Source organism: Acidovorax sp. ACV01 (genome assembly GCF_014851495.1).
Lineage (GTDB): Bacteria > Pseudomonadota > Gammaproteobacteria > Burkholderiales > Burkholderiaceae_C > Acidovorax > Acidovorax radicis.
Window position 1 is genome coordinate 128,065 of the sequence record NZ_JACUZT010000004.1, and the last position, 25,450, is coordinate 153,514.

Here is a 25,450-nt window from a genome sequence, read left to right on the forward strand (position 1 = left end):
CTGTACTGAGTTCGGATTCCGAGAGTCGTCCCGGCCCCGCCCTTCGCAACAGCGCACCGCCCGCCAAGAAAAGAGGGCAGGCAGCATCCATCACCGCCCCAGATACACCTCAATCACCCGCTCATCCGCCTGCACCTGGTCCAGCGTGCCCTGCGCCAGCACGGCCCCATCGCACAACACCGTCACGATCTCCGAAATGGTGCGGATGAACGACATGTCGTGCTCCACCACCATCAGCGAGTGCTTGCCCTTGAGCGTCAGAAACAGCTCTGCCGTGCGCGCCGTTTCCTCATCCGTCATCCCCGCCACGGGCTCGTCCAGCAAGAGCAACTTGGGGTCCTGCATCAACAGCATCCCAATCTCGAGCCACTGCTTTTGCCCATGGCTCAGGTTACCTGCCATGCGCGCCACGCTGTCGGCCAGGTGAATGGTGTGCAGGATCTCCGCCAGCCGGTCCGACTGCGCGGAATCCAGCCGGAAGAACATGCTCGACGTCACGCCCTTGTGCGTCTTCAAGGCCAGCTCCAGGTTCTCGAACACGCTGAGCTGCTCGAACACCGTGGGCTTCTGGAACTTGCGGCCTATCCCTAAGCTCGCGATCTCCGGCTCGTTGTGGCGCAAGAGGTCGATGGTCGAGCCGAAGTACACCGTGCCGCTGTCCGGCCGCGTCTTGCCAGTGATGATGTCCATCATCGTCGTCTTGCCTGCACCGTTGGGGCCGATGATGCAGCGCAGCTCGCCGGGTGCGATGTCCAGGCTCAGGTTGTTGATGGCCTTGAAGCCGTCAAAGCTCACGTTCACATCTTCCAGGTACAGGATGCGGCCGTGGGTGATGTCCACCTCACCGGGCGTGGCGATGCGCGAGAAGCCCGCAGCACGGCCACCGGATTCGGTCTGGCCCAGCGCAGCAGGTGCCAGCTTGGCCTCTATGCGCCTTGCGCCTTCGTCCATCAGATCGGGCGTCATGGCGCGGCTCCTTCGGTCTTCTTGTTTTTCTTCATCTTCTTCACCAGACCCACCACGCCATCGGGCAGGAACAGCGTCACGGCGATGAACAGCGCGCCCAGAAAATACAGCCAGAACTCCGGCGCAGTCACGGTGAGCCAGCTCTTGGCACCGTTGACGATGAAGGCGCCGACGATGGGGCCGATCAGCGTGGCGCGGCCGCCCACCGCGGCCCACACCGCGATCTCGATGGAGTTGGCGGCGCTCATCTCGCCGGGGTTGATGATGCCGACCTGGGGCACATACAAAGCACCGGCCACGCCGCACATCATGGCGCTGATGGTCCAGATGGTGAGCTTGTAAGGCAGCGGCGAGTAGCCCGAGAACATGACGCGCGTCTCCGCATCGCGCACGGCCTGCAGCACGCGGCCGAACTTGCTGCGCACCAGCCAGCGCGCCAGCAGGAAGAAGCCGAGCAGTGCGACGCCCGTCATCACGAACAGCAGCATGCGCATGTTCTGCGTGGCAATGGGCTGGCCCAGGATGCGCTTGAAATCCGTGAAGCCGTTGTTGCCGCCAAAGCCCGTCTCGTTGCGGAAGAACAGCAGCATGGCCGCATACGTCATGGCCTGCGTGATGATCGAGAAATACACGCCCTTGATGCGCGAACGGAACGCGAAGTAACCGAACACGAACGCGATCACGCCAGGTACCGCCACGATGAGGATCAAGGTGGCAACGAAGCTGTCGGACAGCATCCAGTGCCAGGGCAGCTCCTTCCAGTCGAGGAAGACCATGAAGTCGGGCAAGTCGCTCTTGTAGTTGCCATCGCGGCCGATCTGGCGCATGAGGTACATGCCCATCACGTAGCCGCCCAAGGCGAAGAACAGGCCGTGGCCCAGGCTCAGGATGCCGGTGTAGCCCCAGATCAGGTCCATGGCCAGCGCGCAGATGGCGTAGCACATGATCTTGCCGAGCAGCGCCACGGCGTAGTCGGACAGGTGCAGCGCACTGCCGGCCGGCACCCACAGGTTGAGCACGGGTGCCACGGCGCACACCACGATGAGCGCCACGATGAAGGCCGACCAGCCGCCGCGCGTGAGCAGGGGTGCCGGTGCGGGCAGTTGGATGGTGAAGTGGGAGGAAGGCGTAGTCATGTTCTGTCTCGATCCGCTCAGTCGGCGGTACGCCCTTTGACCGCGAAGATGCCCTGCGGCCGCTTCTGGATGAAGATGATGATGAACACCAGCACGGCGATCTTGGCCAGCACGGCGCCCGTCCAGCCTTCCAGGAACTTGTTGAGCACGCCCAGGCCGAGCGCGGCATACACGGTGCCGGCCAGCTGGCCCACGCCGCCGAGCACCACCACCATGAACGAATCGACGATGTAGCCCTGGCCCAGGTCGGGGCCCACATTGCCCACCTGGCTGAGGGCACAGCCCGCCAGCCCGGCGATGCCCGAGCCCAGAGCGAAGGCATAGGTGTCCACGCGGGCGGTGTTCACGCCCATGCACGAGGCGATAGGGCGGTTCTGCGTGACGCCGCGCACGAACAAACCCAGGCGCGTCTTGCTGATGAGGAAGGCCACGCCGCCCAGCACCGCCAGCGCAAAGGCCACGATGATCACGCGGTTCCAGGGCAGCTGCAGGTTCTCCATGAGCTGCACGCCGCCGCTCATCCACGAGGGGTTTTCCACGCCCACGTTCTGCGCGCCGAACACCGTGCGCACCAGCTGCTGCAGCATCAGGCTGATGCCCCAGGTGGCCAGCAAGGTCTCGAGCGGCCGGCCGTACAGAAAGCGGATCACGCTGCGCTCCAGCACCGCGCCCATCAGGGCCGACGCCATGAAGGCGGCCGGCACGGCCGCCACCAGGTACCAGTCGAACGCGCCCGGAAAGTAGCGCTGGAACACGCCCTGCATGACGTAGGTGGCGTAGGCGCCGATCATCATCAGCTCGCCATGGGCCATGTTGATCACGCCCATGAGGCCATAGGTGATGGCCAGGCCCAGCGCCACCAGCAGCAGGATGGAGCCCAGGCTGATGCCCGTGAACATGGCCGCCAGACGCTCGCCCCATTGCAGGCTGCCTTCCACCGTCTTGAGTGCCGCCTGCAGCGCGGCCTTGACCTTGGGATCTTGTTCGTTGCGCAGTTGCTCCAGCAGCACCGTGCGCGTGGCGGGGTTGCCACTGGCGGCCAGGTGCTGGGCGGCTTCCAGGCGATTGGCGGCATCGCTGCTGCTCAGGAGGATGCGCGCGCGGATGCTGGCCAGGCGCCCCTTGAGAGCTGCGTCCTGCTCGGCGGCCAGGGCCTTCTCAACCAGCGGCAGGCGGGCCTCGTCGGTCTCTTCGCGCAGCGCTTCGATGGCGCTGCGGCGTTGTGCAATGTCGGTGGACATCAGCTGGATCGAAGCCAATGCAGTGTCGAACTCGCCGCGCATGCGGTTGTTGTTGACGATGTCTTCGGCGTCGTCGGGCACGGGCACCTCGGCGCCGGTCACGGGGTCCAGCCCCTTGTCGCCCTTGATCACAATGGCCTTGTCGCCTGCGATCTTCACAGCGTCGTCACCCATCGCGCGGATAAACGCCAACGTGGCCTCGTCGGGCGTGGCAATGGCTTTCTGCAGCGCGGCGATCCGGTCGTCGGTATCACCCGCCGCCATGGCCCGCGCAGCCTCGGCCGTGAGCGCGTGCGCCTGCACCGCTGTGCACAACAGCAGGCAGGCGATCAGGCGAGAAAAGATGGAAGCAAGCATGACGAGAGCTGTGTGAAAAGCAGTGGGCCGCAAAGCACGCGCGATCTAGAAGCGAGGGCCGCCGCGCTGGCGGCGTCCCCCCTCCCACGCGCAAGCGTGAGAGAGGGGGTGAAGGCGCGCAAGCGCCTCAGGGGGGTGTACCGAATCAGAGCTTCGACTTGCCGTCCGGCTCGTCCTTCTTCTTGTCGTTGCCTTCGATGTAAGGAGACCATGGCTTGGCCTTGACGGGGCCGGGCGTCTTCCACACCACGTTGAACTGGCCATCGGCCTTGATCTCGCCGATGAACACGCTCTTGTGCAGGTGGTGGTTCTTCTCGTCCATCTTGCTGACGATGCCCGACGGTGCCTTGAAGGTCTGGCCGGCCATGGCGGCGATCACCTTGTCCACATCGGTGCTCTTGGCTTTCTCTACAGCCTGCTTCCACATGTTGATGCCGATGTAGGTGGCTTCCATCGGGTCGTTGGTCAGTGGCTTGTCCTTGTGGCCGGCAATGCCCTTGGCCTTGGCGTAGTCGGCCCACTTCTTCATGAAAGCCGTGTTTTCAGGGCTCTTGATGGACTGGAAGTAGTTCCAGGCGGCCAGATGCCCCACCAATGGCTTGGTGTCCACGCCGCGCAGTTCTTCCTCGCCCACGGAGAAGGCGACCACAGGCACGTCCTTGGCCTTCAGGCCCGCGTTGCCCAGTTCCTTGTAGAAGGGCACGTTGGAGTCGCCGTTGATGGTGGAGACCACCGCCGTCTTGCCGCCCTGGCTGAACTTCTTGATGTCGGCGACGATGGTCTGATAGTCGCTGTGGCCGAACGGGGTGTACTTCTCGTCGATGTCGGAATCCTTCACGCCCTTGGACTTCAGGTAGGCGCGCAGAATTTTGTTGGTGGTACGGGGGTACACGTAGTCGGTGCCCAGCAGCACCCAGCGCTTGGCGCTGCCGCCGTCCTTGCTCATCAGGTAGTCCACCGCGGGGATGGCCTGCTGGTTGGGCGCGGCGCCGGTGTAGAACACGTTCTTGGAGAGTTCCTCACCCTCGTACTGCACGGGGTAGAACAGGAGGCCGTTCATTTCCTCGACCACGGGCAGCACGGACTTGCGGCTCACGCTGGTCCAGCAGCCGAAGATCACCGAGACCTTGTCCTGGCCGAGCAGCTGCTTGGTCTTTTCGGCGAACAGGGGCCAGTTGGAGGCCGGGTCCACCACCACGGGTTCGAGCTTCTTGCCCAGCACGCCGCCCTTGGCATTGATCTCGTCGATGGCCATGAGCACGGTGTCTTTCAACACGGTTTCAGAGATGGCCATGGTGCCCGACAGGCTGTGCAGGATGCCGACCTTGATGGTCTCCTGCGCGTGGGCTGGCAGCGCAGACAGGCCAGCGAGCGTAGCGACGGCCGCGAGGGCCTTGAGGGAATAACGACGTTGCATGTGTGCTTCTCCGGTGGTGGTTTCAATCAGTGGATCAATCAAACCGCTTCGCCCGGCGGGCCCCGTGGTGGAGCCGTGGCGGATCGGGCGATGGAATGGATTCTGGAGAGCGGGGCCGGCTTGGGAAATACGCCGGGTGGCGTACACCGCGGCCCGGCTGCAGACAGCCGGGGTCTGCACACCGAAGCTGTGTCGGGTAGGCGAAACGCTATGCATTTAATAGCTTTTAACGCTCTATGGATAAGCGCTGGCGGCCAAAAATACCCAAAATATCAAGTCCCTGGAGTGCCGGTGGAATCCCGGTCGTGGGTTTACGATGTTTGAACCATCGCCCTCTGCACCGGGCCCGCATGCCCTCCAACCAGCCAACCTACGCCACGAAGGAAATGACCCCATGGTGAAACGACGCACAGTGCTCCTCGGTGGCGCCGCAGCAGCGGGCGCGCTGGTCATTGGCTGGGGCGTGATGCCGCCGCGCCAGCGCCTGTACCCGGCCGCTCCCGTGCCCAGCGCCAGCGGGCAGGCAGCGCTGAACGGCTGGCTCAAGGTGGGCGCCGACAACACGGTGACGGTAATGATGGCCAAGTCCGAAATGGGCCAGGGCGCACACACGGGTCTGGCCGCCATCCTGGTGGAAGAGCTGGATGCCGACTGGGCGCAGGTGCGGCTGGAGATGGCACCCATCGACGACATCTACAACAACCTGGCCACCGTGGTGGACGGCCTGCCGTTCCACCCCGACAACGACGGATCGATCAAAGCCGTGGCGGGCTGGCTGACAGCCAAGACCATGCGCGAGGTGGGCGTGATGATGACGGGCGGATCGAGCAGCATCAAGGACCTGTGGCTGCCCATGCGTGAGGCCGGTGCCCACGCGCGCGCCCTGCTGATCCGTGCCGCCGCCGCGCAGTGGAACGTGCAAGCGGCAGAGTGCACGGCCAACGCGGGCGTGGTGGAACATGTGGCCGGCCAGCGCGCCACGTTTGGCGAGCTGGCCGCTCTGGCCGCGCAGCAGCCCATGCCGGGTAAGGTCACGCTGAAAGAACCCGCGCAGTTCAAGCTGATCGGCAAGCCACTGACGCGCATCGAGGCGCCGTCCAAACTGGATGGCACGGCCGTGTTCGGCATCGACGCCCACCCGCCCGGCCTGCTGCACGCCAGCGTGGTGATGTGCCCCACCCGTGGCGGCAAGGTGACCCGCTTTGATGCAGCCACCGCCCAGAAGCTGCCGGGCGTGAAACACGTGCTGGCCGTGGCGCCTTACCACGGGGGCACCGGTGGCGTGGCGGTCATTGCCGACACACCCTGGCATGCCAAAAAGGCCGCCGCCGCTGTCACCGTGGAATGGGACCACGGCCCCGCCGCCACGCTGTCGAGCGAGACCGTGGTGGCGCGCCTCGCCCAGGCGCTGGACGAAGCCAAGGGCTTTGGCTACCACAGCGCGGGCGATGTGGACGTGGCCATGCAGGGCGCGGCCACCACCCTCACCGCCGACTATCGCGCGCCCTACCTGGCACACGCTGCGCTGGAACCCATCAACTGCACGGTGCAATTCAAGGACGGGGCCGCCACCGTGTGGACATCCACCCAGGTGCCGGGCCTGGCCCGCATGGCAGCCGCCAAGGCACTGGGCATCGACGAAGAGAAAGTGACCGTGCACCAGCTGCTGCTGGGAGGCGGCTTTGGGCGGCGGCTGGAGGTGGACTACGTGGGCCAGGCCGCCGCCATTGCCAAGGTAGCCGGTGGTGCGCCCGTGCAGACCCTGTGGACCCGCGAGCAGGACACGCAGCACGACTTTTACCGCCCTGCCTGCATGGCCCGCTTCAAGGCCGGGTTTGATGCACAGGGACAACTGGTGGCGTGGCACAACATCTCCGTGGGCCAGGCCATCGTGCCGCAGGTGCTGGTGCGCACCTTTGGCCTGGCGGGCGCTGGCCCCGATAAGACCACGTCCGAAGGTGCCTTCGACCAGCCCTACGAATGGCCCCATGCGCGCATTGCGCACGAGATCATCGATTTGCCGCTGCCCGTGGGCTTCTGGCGCTCGGTAGGGCATTCGCACCAGGCGTTTTTCAAGGAAGGTTTTGTGGATGAGGCCGCCCATGCGGCCAAACAAGACCCCGTGGCCTTCCGCGCCGCGCTGCTGCAAAAACACCCACGCCACCTGACAGTGCTGCAAAAGGCGGCCGAACTGGCGGACTGGGGCAAACCAATGGCACCGGGCACGGCAGGCGAGAAGCGTGCGCGCGGTGTGGCGCTGCACCAGTCGTTCGGCTCCATCGTGGCGCAGGTGGCCGAGGTGTCGGTGGGTGCCGACAAGGCCATCCGCGTGCACCGCGTGGTGTGCGTGATCGACTGCGGCGCCGCCATCAACCCCAACCTGATCACGCAGCAGATGGAAAGCGCCGTGGTGTTTGGCCTGACGGCGGCGCTGTATGGCGAGATCACCCTGAAGGATGGACAGGTGCAGCAAAGCAATTTTCACGACCTGCCGCTGCTGCGCATGGCTGACTGCCCGCGTGTGGAGACCCACATCATCGACAGCGCCGAGCCGCCCGAGGGCGTGGGCGAGCCCGGCGTGCCGCCGATTGCGCCTGCGGTGGCGAATGCGCTGTTTGCCCTGACCGGGCAGCGCCTGCGCGCCCTGCCCCTGAAACTGGCCTAAGGAACCCCATGCCCACCACCCTGCGCATCAACGGCAAAGCCATCTCCATCAACTCCGAACCCGACACCCCGCTGCTGTGGGTGCTGCGCGGCGAGTTGCATCTGAACGGCACCAAGTTTGGCTGCGGCATGGCCCTGTGCGGCGCCTGCACCGTGCACCTGAACGGCGAGCCCGTGCGAGCCTGCATCACGCCCCTGTCGGCCGTGGGCGATGCCGACATCACCACCATCGAGGGCCTGCAAGGCCCCGAAGCCACGGCCCTGCGCACCGCGTGGACGGTGCTGGATGTGGCGCAGTGCGGCTACTGCCAGAGCGGGCAACTCATGTCGGCCTGCGCGCTGCTGAAGAAAACACCCAAGCCCAGCGATGCCGACATCGATGCCGCGATGGGCGGCAACGCGTGCCGGTGTGGCACCTACCCGCGAATCCGGGCGGCGATCCATCAGGCGGCGGGGACGGGCACGGGAAAAAGCCCAGCGAGCTGATCACCCATATGCTCTGTTTTCTATAGCAATCAGCACATACAAATAAAGCGCTGCAACCCGTTTTCACCTGAATTTCAGGGCGCTTGACAGCCGCAGGGCGGCCTCTGCCCCGGCCTGCAGCACTGCCTAACGCCTGACGCGCAGGGCCGCAGCTTGTCAGCGGCGATCCTGCCGGCTCGGTCCTGTCACTGCTTCAGCGCCGAATCCCAGTGCTCCACGATCTTGCCGTTTTCGATGCGGAACATGTCGAACCAGGTGGTGGTGTATTTGAGCGAGGGGTCCTTCGGGTCGGTGTATTCGCGCACAAAGCTCAACATCACCAGATCACGCTCTGCCGTGATGGAGACCAAGGGTGCCTTGACGCGGTCCTGCGCAGGCAGTGGGGCAGGAATCCTGCGGGAGACAAACCCCACCAGGGCACCCCGGCCATTGGGCACATTGGGGTTGTGCTGGATATACGACTCGGCCACATACCTTTCTGCCAAGGCCACATTGCCGGACTCAAACACCTCGCGCCAGAAGTCATACACCAGGCGCTTGTTAGCGGCCAACTGCGGGTCACTGCTGGCCAGCATGGGCGCGTGGTCCGGGTTGGCGCTGACGGGTGTCTGCGCGAATGCGGGCATGAAGCAGCTGAGGGCCAGTGCGGCACCGGCCAATACGCTGGAGGTGGACATCGGTAGAGCCTTTAAAAAGATGGGATTCAAAAAAGTGGCGGCATGAAAGTCGGGGGCGGGTTATTCACCATCCGGCCCGACCGGTCTCTCCAACCACGCGCCGGGTCTATTTCGGAGATCGGGTCTCGGGCCGAAGTTCCACCCCAGGTTAGTCGGCCTGCAGCGCCTCATGCACCATCGCACTGTCCACATACTGCTCCATGCTGAAGATCTTCCGTGCTGCCGCTGGTACAGGAGCCCTCCGCAACACCCATATGACACGCTGCAGCCGCCCAGAGTCGCGCAGCCACTGATGCGCTAGAGGAGCTGTTTCGCGACGAATGGACGAATCGCGAGGAAAGCGGAATCACGTCACCAGCACGCCGCCAGCGGTTTCATCAGGGTCGATCAGCACATGCACGGCCGCAGCGCCACCCTGCTGCACATCGGCGCAGTACACGGCATTGCGCCCTGTGTCCTTGGCGCGGTAAAGCGCCTTGTCAGCCCGGTTCACCAGCTCGTCAAAGCCGAGCCCCGAGCCCTTGTGCAGCGTGGCCACACCGATGCTCACCGTGACCGAAACGCTCGCCCCCTCGTCATTGACGGGCACGCTCAACGCGGCCACTTCGCGGCGCAGTGATTCGGCCACGCGCAAGGCGCTGACGCCATCGGTTTCGGGCAGGACGATGACAAACTCCTCACCCCCAAAGCGCGCCACGATGTCCACGCCGCTGCGCTTGCGCGCGGCGCATGCGTCGGCCACGGCGCAGATCACACGGTCGCCCGCAAGGTGCCCCCAGGCGTCGTTGACCGCCTTGAACAGGTCAATGTCCACCACCATCAGCGACAGCGGGTGGTCAAAGCGCTCGGTGCGTTTGCATTCGTTGGCGCCCAGCTCCATGAGCGTGCGCCGGTTGGCCAGGCCGGTCAGGGAGTCATTGGCGGCCAGCAGCTCCAGGGCGGTATTCAGTTCTTGCAGCAGCTTGTTCTGCTCCAGCAACTGCTGGTTTATCTGGGCGATCTCGTCTTCTTTTTGCTTGCGGTCATGGATGTTGAAGGTGACGCCAATCAGCCGCTTGCCAGGGGTAGCGCTGTTGCGATCCATGATGCGGCCGTAGTTGGCAAACCAGATCCATTCGCCAGCCTTGGAGCGCAGTCGGAACTCGGCGCGGTACTGCGGCGTGATACCTGCCACATGGTCGGCCACCGCCTGCTTGACCCTGTCGAAATCACCGGGGTGAAACAGGCCAAAGATATCCTGCACGCCCGACACAATTTCATCCTGGGTGAAGCCCAGCTCCAGGAACGTCTTTGTGGCCTTGTGGGTGACCTGGCCGCTCACGAGGTCGTTCTCCCACAGGTCCAGACCGGCGGCTTCCAGCACCAGCTCCAGCCGCTCCTTGTTCAGGTCTGCTTCATCACCCATGGCGGCGAAACCCTTGATTCTTCAGGCCGACGGCATGGCCCCGGCATAGCCCATATTGCGCAGCAACGCGGCAAACGACGCCACGACACCCGGGGTGTTGTAAAGCTGGGGCGCCGTTTGCACGGCGATCACGCTCACCATCTGGCCCGTGCTTTTGCCGGTGGCAGCATCAAAGTACAGGGCCAGGTCGTCGCTGGCGTTGGAAAATCCGCGCCCCGTGCTTTCCGAGTAGTAGCAGATGGAGTCGGGGGCGATGATGTCGGGGGTCATGCTCGCAGACGAGTACATGATGAGATTTTCGTTCAGGTTGTACAGATAGTGGGTCTCTGTGCTCAGGCTCGGGTCCTGCGCGTTGTCCAGGCGAATGATGCCCGAATCGAGCGACGCGCTGGACGTGGACTGCGTGACCGATGTGATGAAAAAATTGGTCACCACCGCGCGGGCAGTGCGGCCAGTGATGAGGGCAATGGCATCTGCCACGGCCACAGTGGCGGGCGGCGTGACGGCCTGCAGCAGAAACTGCCCCAGCCCCCGCGCCTGCTCCAGCGTGTCCGGAATGTAGCTGCCCGACAACGCAAAACCGTTGCCCGCGTTGGAGGGCCACATGGCAATGCCCGAATACCCGCCAAACCCGGCCACCACCCCACCCGCCAGGGTTTCCACGCGCGCTGCGGTGGAGGCGCCCAGCACGGCGGATTCCAGATCCACCAGGGTGGAGGCATCACTGGCCAGTGCGGCGGGGCACGGCGCCAGTTGTGCACCGCCGGTGTAGGTGGTCTGGGGCAGTTCGGGCACGGCACGGCCAGCGCCATCGCCGTTCACCACCCAGACCGCGCCCTGCGACATGGCCGCGCCAATGAGCGGCACCAGGGAGTTGATGGGCCCGATCTCCACGGGGATCAAGGCGCCCAGCAGGGCACCCGTGCTGGCCTCCATCACGGCCACGGTGTTGCTGACCGAGTTCTGCACCGCCGACAGCGTGAGGCTGTCGGCCGCATCGGGCGAGCCCATGATGGCCAGCACACAGGCATTGGTGGCGCCGTCATAGTCCTGCACCGTGACGGTGCCGCTCCAGCCCTGGCCGGCCAACTCCTGAAGAATCGAACAGGCGTCGCGGTAGCTACCGCCCCCTCCGCTGGCCAGCACGGCAGCACCCGCCGCAATCGATTGGAAATCGGCCAGCCCATAGTTATAGACAACACCCATCTGACGCCCCTCTCTTTTGGTATGGAAGGCACGATACGCCTGCCCGGTGGGTTGTCAATCCGCTGCATCCCATGCGGTGCCAAGGCGCAAACGTGGTACGCACTTGGCCAATCGGCTCGCAAGTTCTGCGCCCACAAACCACCCTTCCAACACCCGTTGCTGGGGTGCCCCAGGGCGGAAAGCACTCTGGTCTCGCGGTGCGCCATCGCCTATGCTCTGCCTACGTTGCAGTTTTGTTGTTGTTTTTCCTGGCAGATGCCTACACACACCATGAGCCTCCCCGATAAATCCACCGTCTACGGCACCGAAGACCTGCTGATCAGCCTGTGCAACTCCGTTACCCGGGTGCTGAACGTGGCCACCCACAGCCAGATCCATTACTCCGGCATGGTGCAGCGCATCAGCAAGACCTGCCTGAAGCCCGACATCGGCTGTTTTGTGCTGTTCGATGGCGGCTTCTCGGGCTTGGTCATCATCAACTTCTCGGCCCAGGCCGCGATGGAGCTGTATGCCAACTACCTGCTGAACATGGGCATGTCCAAGGACGACCTGGTCAGCTCCTACACGTCGGACGAAGTGAGCAACGTGATGGGCGAGCTCATGAACCAGGTGGTGGGCGACTTCACCGGCAAGGTGCGCCGCGAGCTGCAGACCCACATCACGCAGAACCAGCCCAAGATGCTGGTGCTGAACAAGCAGGTGATGCTGAGCGTGGACGCCAACCTGGACAAGCCCGAAGCCCGGCGCGTGACCTTCTACACCAGCAACAACAACATCTTCTACCTGGAACTGGCGATCGACCGCACCGAGTTCATCAAGCTTTACGACTTCGAGGCACAGGAAGTGCCGGACGCCGACGCGCTGATGGCCCAGTCGCAAGAAGCGCCACCCGTGCCCGCGCCGCCACCTGCGGGGCAGGATGACACGGATGCGCTGCTGAAGTCGCTGGGGATGTGAGCGGCAGGGGCAGCTGCGCGATTTGTCAAAAAAGATAGCTGACTGCGCTTGACTATCAAGCGCCAAAGCTGTTTTTGACTAAAAGTCTTTAGCCCCCTGGGCATAAACTCAACGCGCTGCACCAGCGCCATCGCCATCGACGCCTCATGCCCTTCACCCCGTTTCACATGGGCGCAGGCCTGGCAGCCAAGGCACTGGCCGGGCGCCATTTCAGCGTGCTGACTTTCGGCATCGCCCAGTTGGCCATGGACATCGAACCCCTGGTCGGCATGCCGCGCGACGCCCCCGTGCTGCATGGCCCCACCCACACTTATCTCGGCGCCGTGCCCATAGCATGCATGACCGCAGCGCTGGCCCCCTGGCTGTGCCGCCCGCTGCTGCGGCGCTGGAACCAGGAAGTGCGGCACTATCGGATGCCCTGGCTGCAGGAGAGCGAACGCTGGAGCCCACAGGTTGTCCTCGCCAGCGCGCTGGCCGGAACCTTCTCGCACGTGTTGCTTGACAGCGTGATGCACGCCGACATCCGGCCTTGGGCGCCGTGGTCGGACACCAACGGCCTGTACGCGGCCATCTCGCTGTCTGCACTGCACCTGCTGTGTATGGCAGGCACGGCGGGCGGCGCTCTGGGCTGGGTGGCATTGCAGTGGCTCCGTAGCCGCCGCGCTGCGCACCGGCAACGCCACAACACCTGATACGGCAGGCACCGCGCCGTTGTTCCCCTGCCTGGCGTCCTACAGCAGCGCACCGATGCTGCCTACGCACAGGGAGCGCGCACTGGGTAGATTGGCTACCAGCGCCCTGTGCAGGCGCGCCCACCCTCCTCTCCAGCCCCCACCAAGGAGCCCGCCATGCCCCAAGCCCTATGGAGCGCCAAACGCGAACGTCAGTACCAACACATCAAGGACAGTCTGCTCGAACGCGGCAAAGACGAAGGCACGGCCGAGGAAATCGCGGCCCGCACGGTCAACAAGGAACGGGCACAGCACGGCGAAAGCAAAACCGCCAACCCCCAGACCTTGCGCGCCACGCCCGCGCCCGTTCGCGGGGGAAGGAACTCGCACCGGGGCCCGCAGGGCCGCACCCGGGATCAGCTCTACGAGGACGCAAAGCGCCAGGGGATCAAGGGGCGGTCCCGCATGAACAAGCAGCAGTTGGAGGAAGCCGTCGGGCGCTGAAGGCGTGCATGGATGCCAATAGCTGCGTGACGGGGGGCGCAGAAGGCGGCGAAAAGAACCTGCTGCAGAGCATTCCTAAATTGATAGCTTTCAGCGCTTTATCCTCCAGCGCTAGCGGCCAAAAACACTTGAAGATTTACCCCTCAAACTGCGGATGCAATTGCCGGATGCGGTTCATCGCCATGCCGGCCGCTGCGGTGCGCGTCTCCACGCCGAGCTTGGCGAACACGCGCTCCAGGTGCTTCTTCACCGTGGCGGGGCTGGCGCCCAGGATGTCGCCGATGTCGCGGTTGATCTTGCCCTTGACCACCCAGTACAGCACCTCGGCCTCGCGCGCAGTGAGCTTGAACGACAGGCTCATGGATTCGATGATCTTCGCATCCGACACCTCGCGCATCACGATGAGCCAGTCGCCGCCGCCCGCGCTGTCGCCGGCCTGCTGGTGCAGGCGGAAGGTGAGCCTGCGGGCGCCCTGCTCCACGGCCAGGCGCGGGGGCTCGGCCAGCGATGCGGCCAGCAGTTCTGCGGCGTTGTCGGCCAGCACGTGGCGGCGCAGCCAGGCCTGCACCGGCTCGGGCGCCCATTGACCGAAGGCGGTGGGCGTGCCGTCCGGGCCCACCTCGCCGAAGTAGCTTTGCAGCAGCTCGCGCGCCAGCGGGGTCTGCCACACGATGCGGCCGTCCACCGCGCGCACGGTGATGCTGGCGTAGCCAAACGCATCCAGCGCGTTGCGCGCCTCGCGGGCCTGGCGCGCGTCCTGCCGGGCCTTGCGCGCCGCGCCCAGGTGCACGCCCATGCGGGCCATCACCTCGCGCGGCTTGATGGGCTTGGTGACGTAGTCCACGCCACCCGCCTCCAGCGCGGCGACCAGGTGTTCGGTCTCGGTCAGGCCGGTCATGAAGATGATGGGGATGTGCGCGGTGGCGGGCGATGCCTTCAAGCGCCGCGCCACCTCGAAGCCGTCCATGCCGGGCATCATCGCGTCCAGCAGCACGATGTCGGGCAGGGCCTGGGCGGCGCGCTGCAGTGCCGCTTCGCCGTGCATGGCCACCAGCACCGTATAGCCTGATTCATCGAGCGCATCGTGCAGCACGGCCAGGTTGTCGGGCACGTCGTCCACGATCAGCACCACATCGCTGTCGGCGCGGTCCAGCGCTGCGGAGGACGGGGAAGAGGATAGGTTTGCGGTGGTCATCACGAGGGCGCCTGCTCCAGGATCTGGCCCATGGCATCGAACTGGAACTGCCTGGCCAGTTGCCGCATGGTGCCGATAAAAGCGCTGTGGGCGGGCTGGCTGCGTTCAATGTCGTCCAGGGTGTTGAGAATGCCCCGGTAGTAGCCCAAAGCCACCACTTGCGCCAAGGCCGACAGCGCGATGGCATCAGGATAGGTGAGGGGCGCAGGCGCGGTGGACGAAGCCGTTGGTTCAGTTCCGGCGGGTGCCTCTTTGGCCTCGTCGTGTTGCCACTGCAGGCCCAGGCGGCGCTCCAGCCAGTCCAGCAGTTCGCTGTGGCGCACGGGCTTGACGATGAAGTCCTCGGGGTGGATGTCCACGTCGTTGTCCAGCGCCTTGTCGAACGCGTTGGCGGAGACGATCGCGCACCGCACCCCCACCAAGTGCATCTGGCGTACTCGCCGCAACGTCTCCCAGCCGTCAATCCCGGGCATGGCCAGGTCCATGAAGATGGCATGGGGCCGGTAGCCGGTGGCCAGCAGGTCGAGTGCGTCGTGGCCGCTGGCGGCTTGGCGCAGCTCAAAGCCTAGAGGTTCGAGCAGTTGCACCAGCAGCTCGCGGTCGGGCTCTTCGTTGTCCACGACCAGGATGCGGCGGCGCTCACCCGCATACCCTCTGCGGGCGCGCTGGGCTTGCACAGCCACGGGCACCACGGTCTTGCCCAGGGCATCCCCATGCACCTCGGGCAGGAACAGCTTGACATGGAACACCGAGCCCACGCCCGGCGTGCTGCTCACCGTCAGCTCACCACCCATGAGCGCGGTAAGCATCTTGGCAATGGTCAGGCCCAGGCCTGCGCCCGGTGCGGCCGCGGTGCTGCCACCGCCCGAGCCGCCGCGCGCAAAGGGTTCGAAGATGCGCTCGATTTCCTCGGTCGCGAGGCCCGGCCCCGTGTCCTGCACCTCGATGCGTGCCATCTCGCGCGCATGGCGCACGCGCAGCGTGACGGTGCCGTGCGCCGTGAACTTGACGGCGTTGCCCAGCAGGTTGATGAGGATCTGGCGCAGGCGCTTGTCGTCGGCGCGCACCACTTCCGGAATCACGCCTTGCACATCGAAAGTGAACGCCAGGCCCTTGGCGGCAGCTTGCAGTTCGAACAGGCTGGCCATCTCGTGCAGCCCATCCGCAAAGCGCATGGGCGCCACGTCGAGCGTGAGCTTGCCCGACTCGATGCGCGCGATGTCGAGCGTGCCTTCGATGAGCGACAACAAATGCTCGCCGCCGCGCCGGATCACATGCACCGCCTGCTTGCGGTGCGGGGGCACACCCGCGTCTTCGCCCATGAGCTGGGCATAGCCCAGGATGCTGTTGAGCGGCGTGCGGATCTCGTGGCTGATGGCGCTGATGTAGCGGCTCTTGGCCTGGTTGGCCTGGTCGGCCTGGATGCGGGCTTCCTCGGCCTGCTGCTGCGCCGCCTCGGCCACCTGGCGCGCCTGCTCGGCCACGCTGCGAGCGGTCTGCAGGGCCTCGTCGGTCTGGCGGTGCAATTCGATCTCGCGCACCAACAGGCCCGTCTGGCGGTTGGATTCCTCTTGCGCCACCTGGCGGCTCTTGTGCGCCAGCACCAGCCACCAGGCCACGATGCCGGAGATGACCAAGAGCGCCAAATACGCCTTGAGCAGCCCCGAGCGCAACGCCACCTCGGGCGCGGCCAGCACCTCGGTCGCGGTTAAAGCCTGCGCGATGGTATTGAGCTCCTGGTGGTACAGCAGCCCCATCACCGACGCCAGCAGCGGCGCGATCACCAGCATCAGCAGCAGAAAATGGCCCAGGCCCGTGTCCAGGTAGCGCCACATGGCGCGCGGCAGCACCCAGCGCAGCGCGGCCGACCACTGCACTGCCATGCTCGCGTGCGGCTTGCACAGGTCGCCGCAGCGCGCATCCAGCGTACAGCACAGCGAGCAGATGGCGCCGCGGTACGCGGGGCACTGGGCCATGTCGGGCCCCTCGTACTCGCGTTCGCACACCACGCAGCGCTGCACGGCCAGCCGCTGGTACTGCACCAGGTCTGCCGCGGTGGCGCCGGGCACCGGGCCCACCATGGGCACGGCCACGGGCTCACTCTGGCGTGCGATGTAGTACTTGCCCCGCGTGGCCCACGCAATGAGCGGCGCGGCCACAAAGGCCACGGCCATGGCGATCACCGCAGAGAACGCCTGCGGCAGCGGGCCGAAGAACCCCAGGTGCGCGCTGATGGACACGACGGACGCCAGCGCCATCGATCCCACGCCCACCGGGTTGATGTCGTACAGGTGCGCGCGCTTGAACTCGATGCCCTTGGGCGACAGGCCCAGCGGCTTGTTGATGACGAGGTCCGCCACCACCGACATGATCCAGGCAATGGCGATGTTGGAATACAGCCCCAGCACCTCGCCCATGGCGCGGAACACGTTCATCTCCATCAGCATGAAGGCGATCAGTGTGTTGAACACCACCCACACCACTCGCCCCGGGTGGCTGTGCGTGAGGCGCGAGAAGAAGTTGGACCAAGCGAGCGAGCCCGCATAGGCATTCGTCACGTTGATCTTGAGCTGCGAGATCACCACAAACAGCGCCGTGGCCGCCACCGCCCAGCCATAGTTGGGGAACACATATTCATACGCGGCCAGGTACATCTGGTTCGGGTCCACCGCGCGCTCGGCCGGCACCATGTGGGTGAGCGCCAGATAGGCGAGCAGCGCGCCGCCCAGCATCTTGAGCACCCCCAGCACCACCCAGCCCGGCCCGCCCACCAGCACCCCCAGCCACCAGCGTCCACGTGTGGCAGGCGTGCTGGCGGGCATGAAGCGCAGGTAGTCGGCCTGCTCCCCCATCTGGGTGATGAGTGCAATGCCCACCGTGAGCGCCGCACCAAACAAGGGCAATTGGAACGTGGCGCCGCGCATCAATTCACCACCGTAGTGCACAACGCCAGAAAACGCACCAGGATCGCGCACCAACACATAGGCAAACGGCACCACCAGCATCACCAGCCACAGCGGCTGCGTCCACACCTGCAGGCGGCTGATGGCCGACACGCCATGCGTGACCAGCGGAATCACCACAATGGCGCAGATCAGGTAGCCCCAGGTGGGCGGGATGTCCAGCGCCAGCTCCAGCGCGTAGGCCATCACGGCGGCCTCCAGCGCGAAGAAGATGAAGGTGAAGCTCGCGTAGATCAGCGAGGTGAGCGTGGAGCCGATGTAGCCAAAACCCGCGCCGCGCGTGAGCAGGTCCATATCCACCCCATAGCGGGCGGCGTACACGCTGATGGGCAGCCCCGCCAGAAAGATGATCAGCCCCGTGGCCACGATGGCCCAGAAGGCGTTGATGAAGCCGTACTGCACCAGCAGCGTGGCGCCCACCGCCTCCAGGATCAGGAACGACGCGGCCCCGAATGCCGTGTTGGCCACCCGCCATTCGGACCACTTGCGAAAGCGCTGCGGGGTGTAGCGCAGCGCGTAGTCCTCCATCGTCTCGGTGGCCACCCAGCTGTTGTAGTCGCGCCGGACTTTGACGACCTGCTGCGGGGCTTGCTGGGGCTCGTGTGCAGCCATGCCGGGCTCTGTCGGCTGCAGCGGGGTGGCGTCAGCAGGGGCGATGGAGGCGGTGTGGGAAGGCATGGGCAATGGCGGCGGTCACCCCTTCAGGTGCAGTTTCCATGCCATTGCACTTGGGGACGTGCGCCAGATGACGTATGGCGGGCACGGGGCTTGCTGCCTATGATGGAACGGCTCTCGCCAGATCACCCCCGTGCGCCATAGCACGCTCCTCGTGGTCACCCCGCATCGGCTGACGCGCGAGCCAACAACACCAGCATTGAGTACAACGACATGGAACTGACTCCTCGCGAAAAAGACAAGCTGCTGATCTTCACCGCCGCCCTGCTGGCCGAGCGCCGCAAGGCCCGGGGCCTGAAGCTCAACTACCCCGAGGCCATGGCCCTGATCAGCGCCGCCGTGATGGAAGGTGCCCGCGACGGCAAGACCGTGGCGCAGCTCATGAGCGAAGGCCGCACCGTGCTGACCCGCGCTGATGTGATGGACGGCATCGCCGAGATGATCCCGGACATCCAGGTCGAAGCCACCTTCCCCGACGGCACCAAGCTCGTCACCGTCCATCAGCCGATCGTCTGACCCCCTTCCCTCTTTGCCTCTTTCTCTCTGTGGAGCCCTCATGCGCATCGCACTCTCACACCGCCACACAGCCGGTCTCTTTTTCATAGCTGCCAGCGCAATCAGCACGGGCGCCAGCGCCCATACCGGTGCTGAACCGCATATGCACAACAGCTTTCTGAACGGCTTTGCCCATCCCTTTTTCGGCATGGACCATCTGGCCGCCATGGTGGCCGTGGGCCTGTGGAGCGCCCTTGCCGCGCGCAGTGCAGGACGCGAACTGCTGTGGGGCCCCGTCGGTTTTGCAGCCATGCTGCTGGCGGGCGCGGTGATGGGCCTGCAAGGTGTGGCACTGCCTGCGGTGGAGTCCATGATCGCCGCGTCGCTGCTGGCCACCGGCCTTCTCGTGGTGTCGCGCCTGCGGGTGCCGGGCATCGTGGCGGCGCTGGGCGTGGGAGTGTTCGCCGTGTTCCATGGCGTGGCCCATGGCGTTGAGCTGGCGGGCAGCGACAGCGTCTGGCAGACCTTGGCAGGCATGCTGGCCGCCACCGTGCTGCTGCATGGCGCTGGGCTTGCGGCGGGCTTGGTGCTGCGCCACCGCCAGGTGTGGCTGGCGCGCGCAGCGGGCGCTGGCGTGGCCGCGTTCGGTGGCGTGCTGCTGACGCAAATGGCCTAAGCCACAGGAGGCTCCATGATCCCCGGCGAACTCTTTACCGACGCGGGTGAACACCCGCTCAACACCGGCCGCCGCACGCTGACCGTCGTCGTGCGCAACACCGGCGACCGCCCCATCCAGGTGGGCTCGCACTACCACTTTGCCGAGACCAACAACGCCCTGGGCTTCGACCGCGACGCCGCACGCGGCATGCGGCTGAACATCGCGTCGGGCACGGCTGTGCGCTTCGAGCCCGGCCAGGAGCGCACGGTGGAGCTGGTGGACTACGCGGGCGAGCGGCGCGTGTTCGGCTTTCAGGGCCGGGTGCAGGGCGCGCTGTAGCCAGAGCCAGCCCATGCGCACCTGCATGCCTGCCCCGCCCGTTCGGGCTGAGCCTGTCGAAGCCAGGGCATGCGGCCCGATGGCACACCCCAGGGCATGCCGGCAGCAAGAATATTGACTAAAAACAGCCGCTACCGCTTTATCCATAATCGCGAGCAGCTATCAAAAGCATAGTAATCCAGTTTTCGCGGAGCACCCCACCATGGCAACCATTGGACGACGCGCCTACGCCGAAATGTTTGGCCCCACCGTGGGCGACCGCGTGCGCCTGGCCGACACCGAACTCATTCTCGAAGTCGAAGCCGATCACACGCTGCGCGCAGGCAGCTACGGCGAAGAGGTGAAGTTTGGCGGCGGCAAGACCATTCGCGACGGCATGGCACAAAGCCAGCGCAGCAACGCCCAGGGGGCGGTGGACACGGTGCTGACCAATGCCCTCGTTGTGGACCACACCGGCATCTTCAAGGCCGACATCGGCTTGCGCGCAGGCCGCATCGCATCCATCGGCAAAGCCGGCAACCCCGACACCCAGCCGGGCGTGGACATCATCATCGGACCCGGCACCGAGGTCATCAGCTGCGAGGGCAACATCGTCACTCCAGGCGGCATCGACAGCCACATCCACTTCATCTGCCCGCAGCAGATCGAAGAGGCCCTGGCCAGCGGCGTGACCACCATGCTGGGCGGCGGCACCGGCCCCGCCACGGGCACGCTGGCCACCACTTGCACCTCCGGCCCCTTCAACCTGGAACGCATGCTGCAGGCGGCCGACGCCTTCCCCATGAACCTGGGCTTCCTCGGCAAGGGCAACGCCAGCCTGCCTGATGCGCTGCACGAGCAGATCAGCGCGGGCGCCATCGGCCTGAAGCTGCACGAAGACTGGGGCACCACACCGGCTGCCATCAGCAACTGCCTGGACGTGGCCGAGGCCACCGACACGCAGGTCGCCATCCACAGCGACACGCTCAACGAATCGGGCTTTGTGGAGAACACCATCGCCGCCGTGGGCGGGCGCGGCATCTGCGCCTTCCACACCGAAGGCGCGGGCGGCGGCCATGCGCCCGACATCCTGCGCGTGGTGGGCGAGGACAACTTCTTGCCATCGTCCACCAACCCCACCATGCCCTACACCCAGAACACGCTGGACGAGCATGTGGACATGCTCATGGTGTGCCACCACCTGGACGCGAGCATCGCCGAGGACCTGGCCTTCGCCGAAAGCCGCATCCGCAAGGAAACCATCGCGGCCGAAGACATCCTGCACGACCTGGGCGCCATCAGCATGATGTCCAGCGACAGCCAGGCCATGGGCCGCGTGGGCGAAGTCATCCTGCGCACCTGGCAGACCGCGCACAAGATGAAGGTGCAGCGCGGCAGCCTGCAGGGCGACACGGCCCGCAACGACAACACACGCATCAAGCGCTACGTGGCCAAGTACACCATCAACCCCGCCATTGCCCACGGCATCAGCCACGAGGTGGGCTCGCTCGAAGTGGGCAAATGGGCCGACATCGTGATCTGGAAGCCCGCCTTCTTCGGCGTGAAGCCCGCGCTCATCCTCAAGGGCGGCATGATCGCCATGGCTGCGATGGGCGACCCGAACGCGTCCATCCCCACGCCGCAGCCCGTGCACTACCGGCCGATGTTCGGCGCGTTCGGCGGGGCCATTGCCAAGACGTCGCTCACCTTCGTATCGCAGGCAGGCTTGCATGCCGGCATCGGCGAGCGCTTCGGCCTGCGCAAGACGCTGTCCGCCGTGCACAACATCCGCGGCATCCGCAAGCGCAACATGGTGCACAACAGCTACACCCCGAAGATGGAAGTGGACGCCCAGACCTACACCGTGCGCGCCGACGGCCAACTGCTCACCTGCGAGCCCGCCACCGTGCTGCCGATGGCGCAGCGCTACTTCCTGTTCTGAGGCCACGCCCCGTGAATGCTGTGCTGCAAGACCTGCACATCCGCCTGGACGACCTGAGCGACCCACGCATCGAAGCCTTCATGCAGGAGCACCTCCAGGACATGTATGCGGTGTCGCCGCCCGAAAGCGTGCACGCGCTGGACATGGACCAGCTGCGCCAGCCCGACATCGCCTTCTGGTCCGCCTGGCTGCCGGGGGCGGATGGCGACATGCTGGTGGGCACAGGCGCGCTCAAGCGGCTGGATGCAGGCCATGCCGAACTCAAGTCCATGCGCACCAGCGCCCGCCACCGGGGGCAAGGCATCGCACGCCAGGTGCTGGACCACCTGCTCCAGGAAGCCCGCGCACGCGGCTTCACCCGCGTGAGCCTGGAGACGGGGCCCCAACCTTTCTTTGAACCCGCGCGCCAGCTGTACTTTCAGCATGACTTTGTCGAATGCGGGCCCTTTGCCGACTACGGCCCGGACCCTTACAGCTTCTTCATGACCCGCCCGGTGTGAGCAGCCCTCCCGCGCATCGCCCCACCAGGGCCACAATGCGCGTTTTGCCGACCGAGAAGACCTCCATGCTCCAAGCCTCCAAACTCCTCCCCCAGGGCCAAGGCCTGGCCCCCGTGCTGCTCAAGCGCGCCACCACCATCGAGCTGGACTGGGACGTGCGCCAGAAAAGCCGCTTTGCCGCCACCGACTCCGCCGGGCGCGAACTGGGCATCTTCCTGCCGCGCGGCACCCTGGTGCGCGGCGGCGATGTGCTGGTGGCCGAAGACGGCTCGATGGTCCGCGTCATCGCCGCGCCGCAGCCCGTGCTGGTCATCACGCACTGCACGCAGCACGGCACCCCGTTCGATCTGACCCGCGCCGCCTACCACCTGGGCAACCGGCACGTGCCCATCGAGCTGCAACCTGACCACCTCAAGATCGAACCCGACCACGTGCTGGCCGACATGCTGCGTGCCATGCACCTCATCGTGAAGGCGCAGGACCTGCCCTTCGAGCCCGAGGGCGGCGCCTACGCTGCGGGCCACAGCGGCGGACACCATCACCATGGCGAGCATGGACATGAAGGCCATGGTCACGATCACGACCATGCACATGGGCACGACCACGACCACGACCACGGACACAGCCACGCACAGGCAGCGTCGCCATCCCCGGCACACGATCACGGCCACAGTCATGACCACAACCATCAGGCCGATCCATCGCAGCCCGCAGCACCCGCCCGCGGCCGCACCGTGGCCATCCCGGTGGTGGCCCAGGCCCAGGGCCATGTGCACGGCCCGCACTGTAACCACGGCCACGACCACTGACCATGGCCACCGTTTGCATCTGCACCTGCACCTTCCCCACCGTTCGGGCTGAGCCCGCCGAAGCCAGGGCACCGCACGCCGCGTGCCCTGCGCCCACACCTGCCCGAACGGACTTCTGAGCCCGCTTGCCCGTGCGCCCCGACCGCCCCGTCCCCCTGCCCGCCGCCAGCCTGCTGCAGCTCATCTGGCTTGCCTCGCCCGCCCTTCCGGTGGGCGGCTTCTCGTATTCCGAGGGCCTGGAAAGCGCCATTGAAAACGCCGGTATCGACAGCGAAGCCGCCGTCGGCGAATGGCTGCTGGACCAGCTGCACATCACCCAGGCCCGCGGTGACATGGCCCTGATCGCCAAGGCGGTGGGCGCCTGGCGGCGTGGCGATGGCGGCGACCTGGCGCACGTGCGCGAGCTCAACGACTGGGTGCTGCACACCCGCGAGACGAGCGAGCTGCGCCTGCAGACCGAGCAGATGGGCCGCTCCATGGCCGACTGGTTGCGCAACCAGCACCAGGGCGATGACCAGGTCATGCCCGCCGTGCAATACTTGGCGGCTCTGCCCCCCACCTACCCCGTGGCCTTTGCACTGGCTGCATCGTTCACCCAAGCGCCCGTGCGCGACGTGCTGCTGGCCTATGCCTTCGGCTGGGCCGAGAACATGGTGCAGGCCGCGCTCAAATCCATGCAGCTGGGCCAAAGCGCCGGCCAGCGCATCCTGGCCCGCCTGGCCGACGCCATCCCTGCCGCCGCAGACCACGCCATCGGCCTGATGGACAGCGAACGCCAGGCCTTTTCACCCATGCTCGCCATCCTGTCGGCCCAGCACGAAACCCAGTACTCACGCCTCTTCCGATCATGACCACCAGCACCAGTACCTCCAGCACTTCCGCCACCGCCCTGCATCACATCGCGAACCGCACCAAGCAGTTGCCGCCCCTGCGCGTGGGCATCGGCGGCCCGGTGGGCTCGGGCAAGACCACCCTGCTGGAAATGCTCTGCAAGGCCATGCGCGACGACTACGACCTGATCGCCATCACCAACGACATCTACACCAAGGAAGACCAGCGCCTGCTCACAGTGAGCGGCGCCCTGCCCCCTGAACGCATCCTGGGCGTGGAAACCGGCGGCTGCCCCCACACCGCCATCCGCGAAGACTGCTCCATCAACCTCGAAGCCATCGACCGCATGCTGGGCGAGCACCCCAATGCCGACATCGTCTTCGTGGAAAGCGGCGGCGACAACCTGGCCGCCACCTTCAGTCCCGAACTCAGCGACCTGACCATCTACGTCATCGACGTCGCCGCCGGCGAGAAAATCCCCCGCAAGGGCGGCCCCGGCATCACCAAAAGCGACCTGTTCATCATCAACAAGACCGACCTGGCCCCCCACGTGGGCGCCAACCTGGATGTGATGCACGCCGACACCACCCGCATGCGCACCAACGCCCAGGGCCTCAAGCCGTTCGTCATGACCAACCTCAAGACCCTGGCAGGCGTGGCCGACGTGGTCAAGTTCATCGAGACGCGGGGCATGCTGCAAAAATCAGCACCCGCCGTGGGCTAGAATCCGCAGCTTCCGTGCCCGGAGACGTGGGTGAGCGGTTTAAACCAGCAGTCTTGAAAACTGCCGACGGGCAACCGTCCGTGAGTTCGAATCTCACCGTCTCCGCCAAAACGCGAAACGGCACCCCAATACAGGGTGTGCTTTTTTACCCGCCATAGGGTCTGCGCACCGGGCCAATTTCGCTCCGCAAAGGACCGCTGGGAGCACGTCCTGGCAATCCTCTTGCACAACCCAAGCGACTGCGGAGAACGGCCGGAGAGCGCCCTTCTCGTACTACCTGAATTTCTACGACACGCTGCATGAATGCGCGATATGGCTTGCCGCCCGCGCACGCGAGCAACTACACAGTGTTCACAAACTTCACGCTGTGTGGCACACCACCGTGCCAAAGGGCGCAGCAGATTCATGCTTTTTTCAGGCTCTGACACCAACATCTCCTCAGCCAACCCGATCTCGTTGCTTTGGTCTTCTGCGTTGGCAGCCTCATCCGTTCCAACACTTTCCGAATGGGCGTTGATGGCCATAGCGGCCTTGCTTGCGATGTGGGCCGCAGGGCAACTGCACCGACGGGTGTGACAAGGAGCAATTGCGCTGCCCCTGCCCAGACCCTACGCAGCGTGCAAGTTCCGCGTTGCGTGGCACAGGCGTCTCCT

22 protein-coding genes, 1 tRNA gene and 1 pseudogene are annotated in these 25,450 nt (G+C 65.5%); 15 read left to right on the forward strand and 9 right to left on the reverse strand.

What is annotated here, in order from left to right:
* Positions 1-90: 90 nt before the first annotated feature.
* The 4 genes from urtD to urtA all read right to left on the reverse strand — a co-directional run bounded on the left by urtD (position 91) and on the right by urtA (position 5,117).
* Complete coding sequence (gene urtD / locus IB243_RS13135; RefSeq protein WP_192427594.1) at positions 91-966, reverse strand: urea ABC transporter ATP-binding protein UrtD; 876 nt, start codon at positions 964-966, stop codon at positions 91-93.
* Positions 963-2,102 (reverse strand): urea ABC transporter permease subunit UrtC, encoded by a 1,140-nt coding sequence (gene urtC / locus IB243_RS13140; protein ID WP_192427596.1) that lies wholly within the window; start codon positions 2,100-2,102, stop codon positions 963-965. The genes urtD and urtC overlap by 4 nt, the downstream gene beginning before the upstream one ends.
* Positions 2,103-2,119: 17 nt before the next feature.
* Positions 2,120-3,700 carry an urea ABC transporter permease subunit UrtB gene (gene urtB / locus IB243_RS13145; RefSeq protein ID WP_192427598.1) on the reverse strand — a complete coding sequence of 527 codons (1,581 nt, stop codon included), beginning with the start codon at positions 3,698-3,700 and terminating at the stop codon, positions 2,120-2,122.
* 145 nt (positions 3,701-3,845) lie between these two features.
* The gene (urtA, locus tag IB243_RS13150; RefSeq protein ID WP_192427599.1) at positions 3,846-5,117 is read right to left on the reverse strand and encodes an urea ABC transporter substrate-binding protein; all 1,272 of its coding nucleotides are present in this window, start codon (positions 5,115-5,117) and stop codon (positions 3,846-3,848) included.
* A gap of 394 nt (positions 5,118-5,511) precedes the next feature.
* On the opposite strand from urtA, the gene IB243_RS13155 reads away from it, so the two are divergent.
* Positions 5,512-7,782, forward strand: a complete 2,271-nt coding sequence (locus tag IB243_RS13155; RefSeq protein ID WP_192427600.1) for a xanthine dehydrogenase family protein molybdopterin-binding subunit — start codon at positions 5,512-5,514, stop codon at positions 7,780-7,782.
* A gap of 8 nt (positions 7,783-7,790) precedes the next feature.
* Positions 7,791-8,267 carry a (2Fe-2S)-binding protein gene (locus tag IB243_RS13160; protein ID WP_192427601.1) on the forward strand — a complete coding sequence of 159 codons (477 nt, stop codon included), beginning with the start codon at positions 7,791-7,793 and terminating at the stop codon, positions 8,265-8,267.
* 185 nt (positions 8,268-8,452) lie between these two features.
* Here the strand turns inward: IB243_RS13160 and IB243_RS13165 are convergent, their stop codons facing one another.
* From IB243_RS13165 to IB243_RS13175, 3 genes are all read right to left on the reverse strand, one after another.
* Positions 8,453-8,944 carry a nuclear transport factor 2 family protein gene (locus IB243_RS13165; protein WP_192427602.1) on the reverse strand — a complete coding sequence of 164 codons (492 nt, stop codon included), beginning with the start codon at positions 8,942-8,944 and terminating at the stop codon, positions 8,453-8,455.
* Positions 8,945-9,290: 346 nt separating this feature from the next.
* Positions 9,291-10,349, reverse strand: a complete 1,059-nt coding sequence (locus IB243_RS13170; protein WP_192427603.1) for a sensor domain-containing diguanylate cyclase — start codon at positions 10,347-10,349, stop codon at positions 9,291-9,293.
* Between the two features lie 21 nt (positions 10,350-10,370).
* Positions 10,371-11,555 (reverse strand): DUF917 family protein, encoded by a 1,185-nt coding sequence (locus IB243_RS13175; RefSeq protein WP_192427604.1) that lies wholly within the window; start codon positions 11,553-11,555, stop codon positions 10,371-10,373.
* Between the two features lie 270 nt (positions 11,556-11,825).
* Here IB243_RS13175 and IB243_RS13180 point away from each other — a divergent pair, with 270 nt between their 5' ends.
* The 3 genes and pseudogenes from IB243_RS13180 to IB243_RS13190 all read left to right on the forward strand — a co-directional run bounded on the left by IB243_RS13180 (position 11,826) and on the right by IB243_RS13190 (position 13,687).
* Complete coding sequence (locus IB243_RS13180; RefSeq protein ID WP_010461806.1) at positions 11,826-12,512, forward strand: DUF3334 family protein; 687 nt, start codon at positions 11,826-11,828, stop codon at positions 12,510-12,512.
* A 146-nt stretch (positions 12,513-12,658) separates the two neighbouring features.
* Positions 12,659-13,159, forward strand: a pseudogene (locus tag IB243_RS13185) (DUF4184 family protein); the annotation flags it as partial.
* Between the two features lie 201 nt (positions 13,160-13,360).
* Complete coding sequence (locus tag IB243_RS13190) at positions 13,361-13,687, forward strand: plasmid stabilization protein (RefSeq protein WP_192427606.1); 327 nt, start codon at positions 13,361-13,363, stop codon at positions 13,685-13,687.
* A 136-nt stretch (positions 13,688-13,823) separates the two neighbouring features.
* On the opposite strand, the gene IB243_RS13195 is transcribed toward IB243_RS13190, so the two are convergent.
* Both IB243_RS13195 and IB243_RS13200 read right to left on the reverse strand, forming a co-directional pair.
* Positions 13,824-14,882: a response regulator gene (locus IB243_RS13195; protein ID WP_192427608.1), complete on the reverse strand. Its 1,059-nt coding sequence runs from the start codon at positions 14,880-14,882 to the stop codon at positions 13,824-13,826.
* A complete protein-coding gene (locus tag IB243_RS13200; RefSeq protein WP_192427610.1) occupies positions 14,882-18,523 on the reverse strand; it encodes an ATP-binding protein in 3,642 nt (1,213 codons plus the stop codon). The genes IB243_RS13195 and IB243_RS13200 overlap by 1 nt, the downstream gene beginning before the upstream one ends.
* A gap of 210 nt (positions 18,524-18,733) precedes the next feature.
* Between IB243_RS13200 and IB243_RS13205 the strand changes: the two genes are divergently transcribed.
* The 10 genes from IB243_RS13205 (at position 18,734) to IB243_RS27440 (ending at position 25,373) form a co-directional block, all read left to right on the forward strand.
* Positions 18,734-19,036 carry an urease subunit gamma gene (locus tag IB243_RS13205; RefSeq protein WP_055399013.1) on the forward strand — a complete coding sequence of 101 codons (303 nt, stop codon included), beginning with the start codon at positions 18,734-18,736 and terminating at the stop codon, positions 19,034-19,036.
* A 40-nt stretch (positions 19,037-19,076) separates the two neighbouring features.
* A complete protein-coding gene (locus IB243_RS13210; protein WP_192427612.1) occupies positions 19,077-19,691 on the forward strand; it encodes a HupE/UreJ family protein in 615 nt (204 codons plus the stop codon).
* Between the two features lie 15 nt (positions 19,692-19,706).
* A complete protein-coding gene (locus IB243_RS13215; RefSeq protein ID WP_192427614.1) occupies positions 19,707-20,012 on the forward strand; it encodes an urease subunit beta in 306 nt (101 codons plus the stop codon).
* Between the two features lie 202 nt (positions 20,013-20,214).
* Positions 20,215-21,933 carry an urease subunit alpha gene (gene ureC, locus IB243_RS13220; RefSeq protein ID WP_192427616.1) on the forward strand — a complete coding sequence of 573 codons (1,719 nt, stop codon included), beginning with the start codon at positions 20,215-20,217 and terminating at the stop codon, positions 21,931-21,933.
* Positions 21,934-22,013: 80 nt separating this feature from the next.
* Entirely contained in the window at positions 22,014-22,433 is a 420-nt protein-coding gene (locus IB243_RS13225; protein WP_225584962.1) for a GNAT family N-acetyltransferase, read from the forward strand.
* Positions 22,434-22,498: 65 nt separating this feature from the next.
* Positions 22,499-23,242, forward strand: coding sequence for an urease accessory protein UreE (gene ureE, locus IB243_RS13230; RefSeq protein ID WP_192427618.1), 744 nt, complete (start codon positions 22,499-22,501; stop codon positions 23,240-23,242).
* 131 nt (positions 23,243-23,373) lie between these two features.
* Positions 23,374-24,093 carry an urease accessory UreF family protein gene (locus IB243_RS13235; RefSeq protein WP_192428033.1) on the forward strand — a complete coding sequence of 240 codons (720 nt, stop codon included), beginning with the start codon at positions 23,374-23,376 and terminating at the stop codon, positions 24,091-24,093.
* Positions 24,090-24,797: an urease accessory protein UreG gene (gene ureG, locus IB243_RS13240; RefSeq protein ID WP_192427620.1), complete on the forward strand. Its 708-nt coding sequence runs from the start codon at positions 24,090-24,092 to the stop codon at positions 24,795-24,797. The genes IB243_RS13235 and ureG overlap by 4 nt, the downstream gene beginning before the upstream one ends.
* Before the next feature lie 20 nt (positions 24,798-24,817).
* Positions 24,818-24,905: transfer RNA gene (locus IB243_RS13245), tRNA-Ser, on the forward strand.
* Between the two features lie 297 nt (positions 24,906-25,202).
* Complete coding sequence (locus IB243_RS27440; protein WP_192427622.1) at positions 25,203-25,373, forward strand: IPTL-CTERM sorting domain-containing protein; 171 nt, start codon at positions 25,203-25,205, stop codon at positions 25,371-25,373.
* Positions 25,374-25,450: the final 77 nt, after the last annotated feature.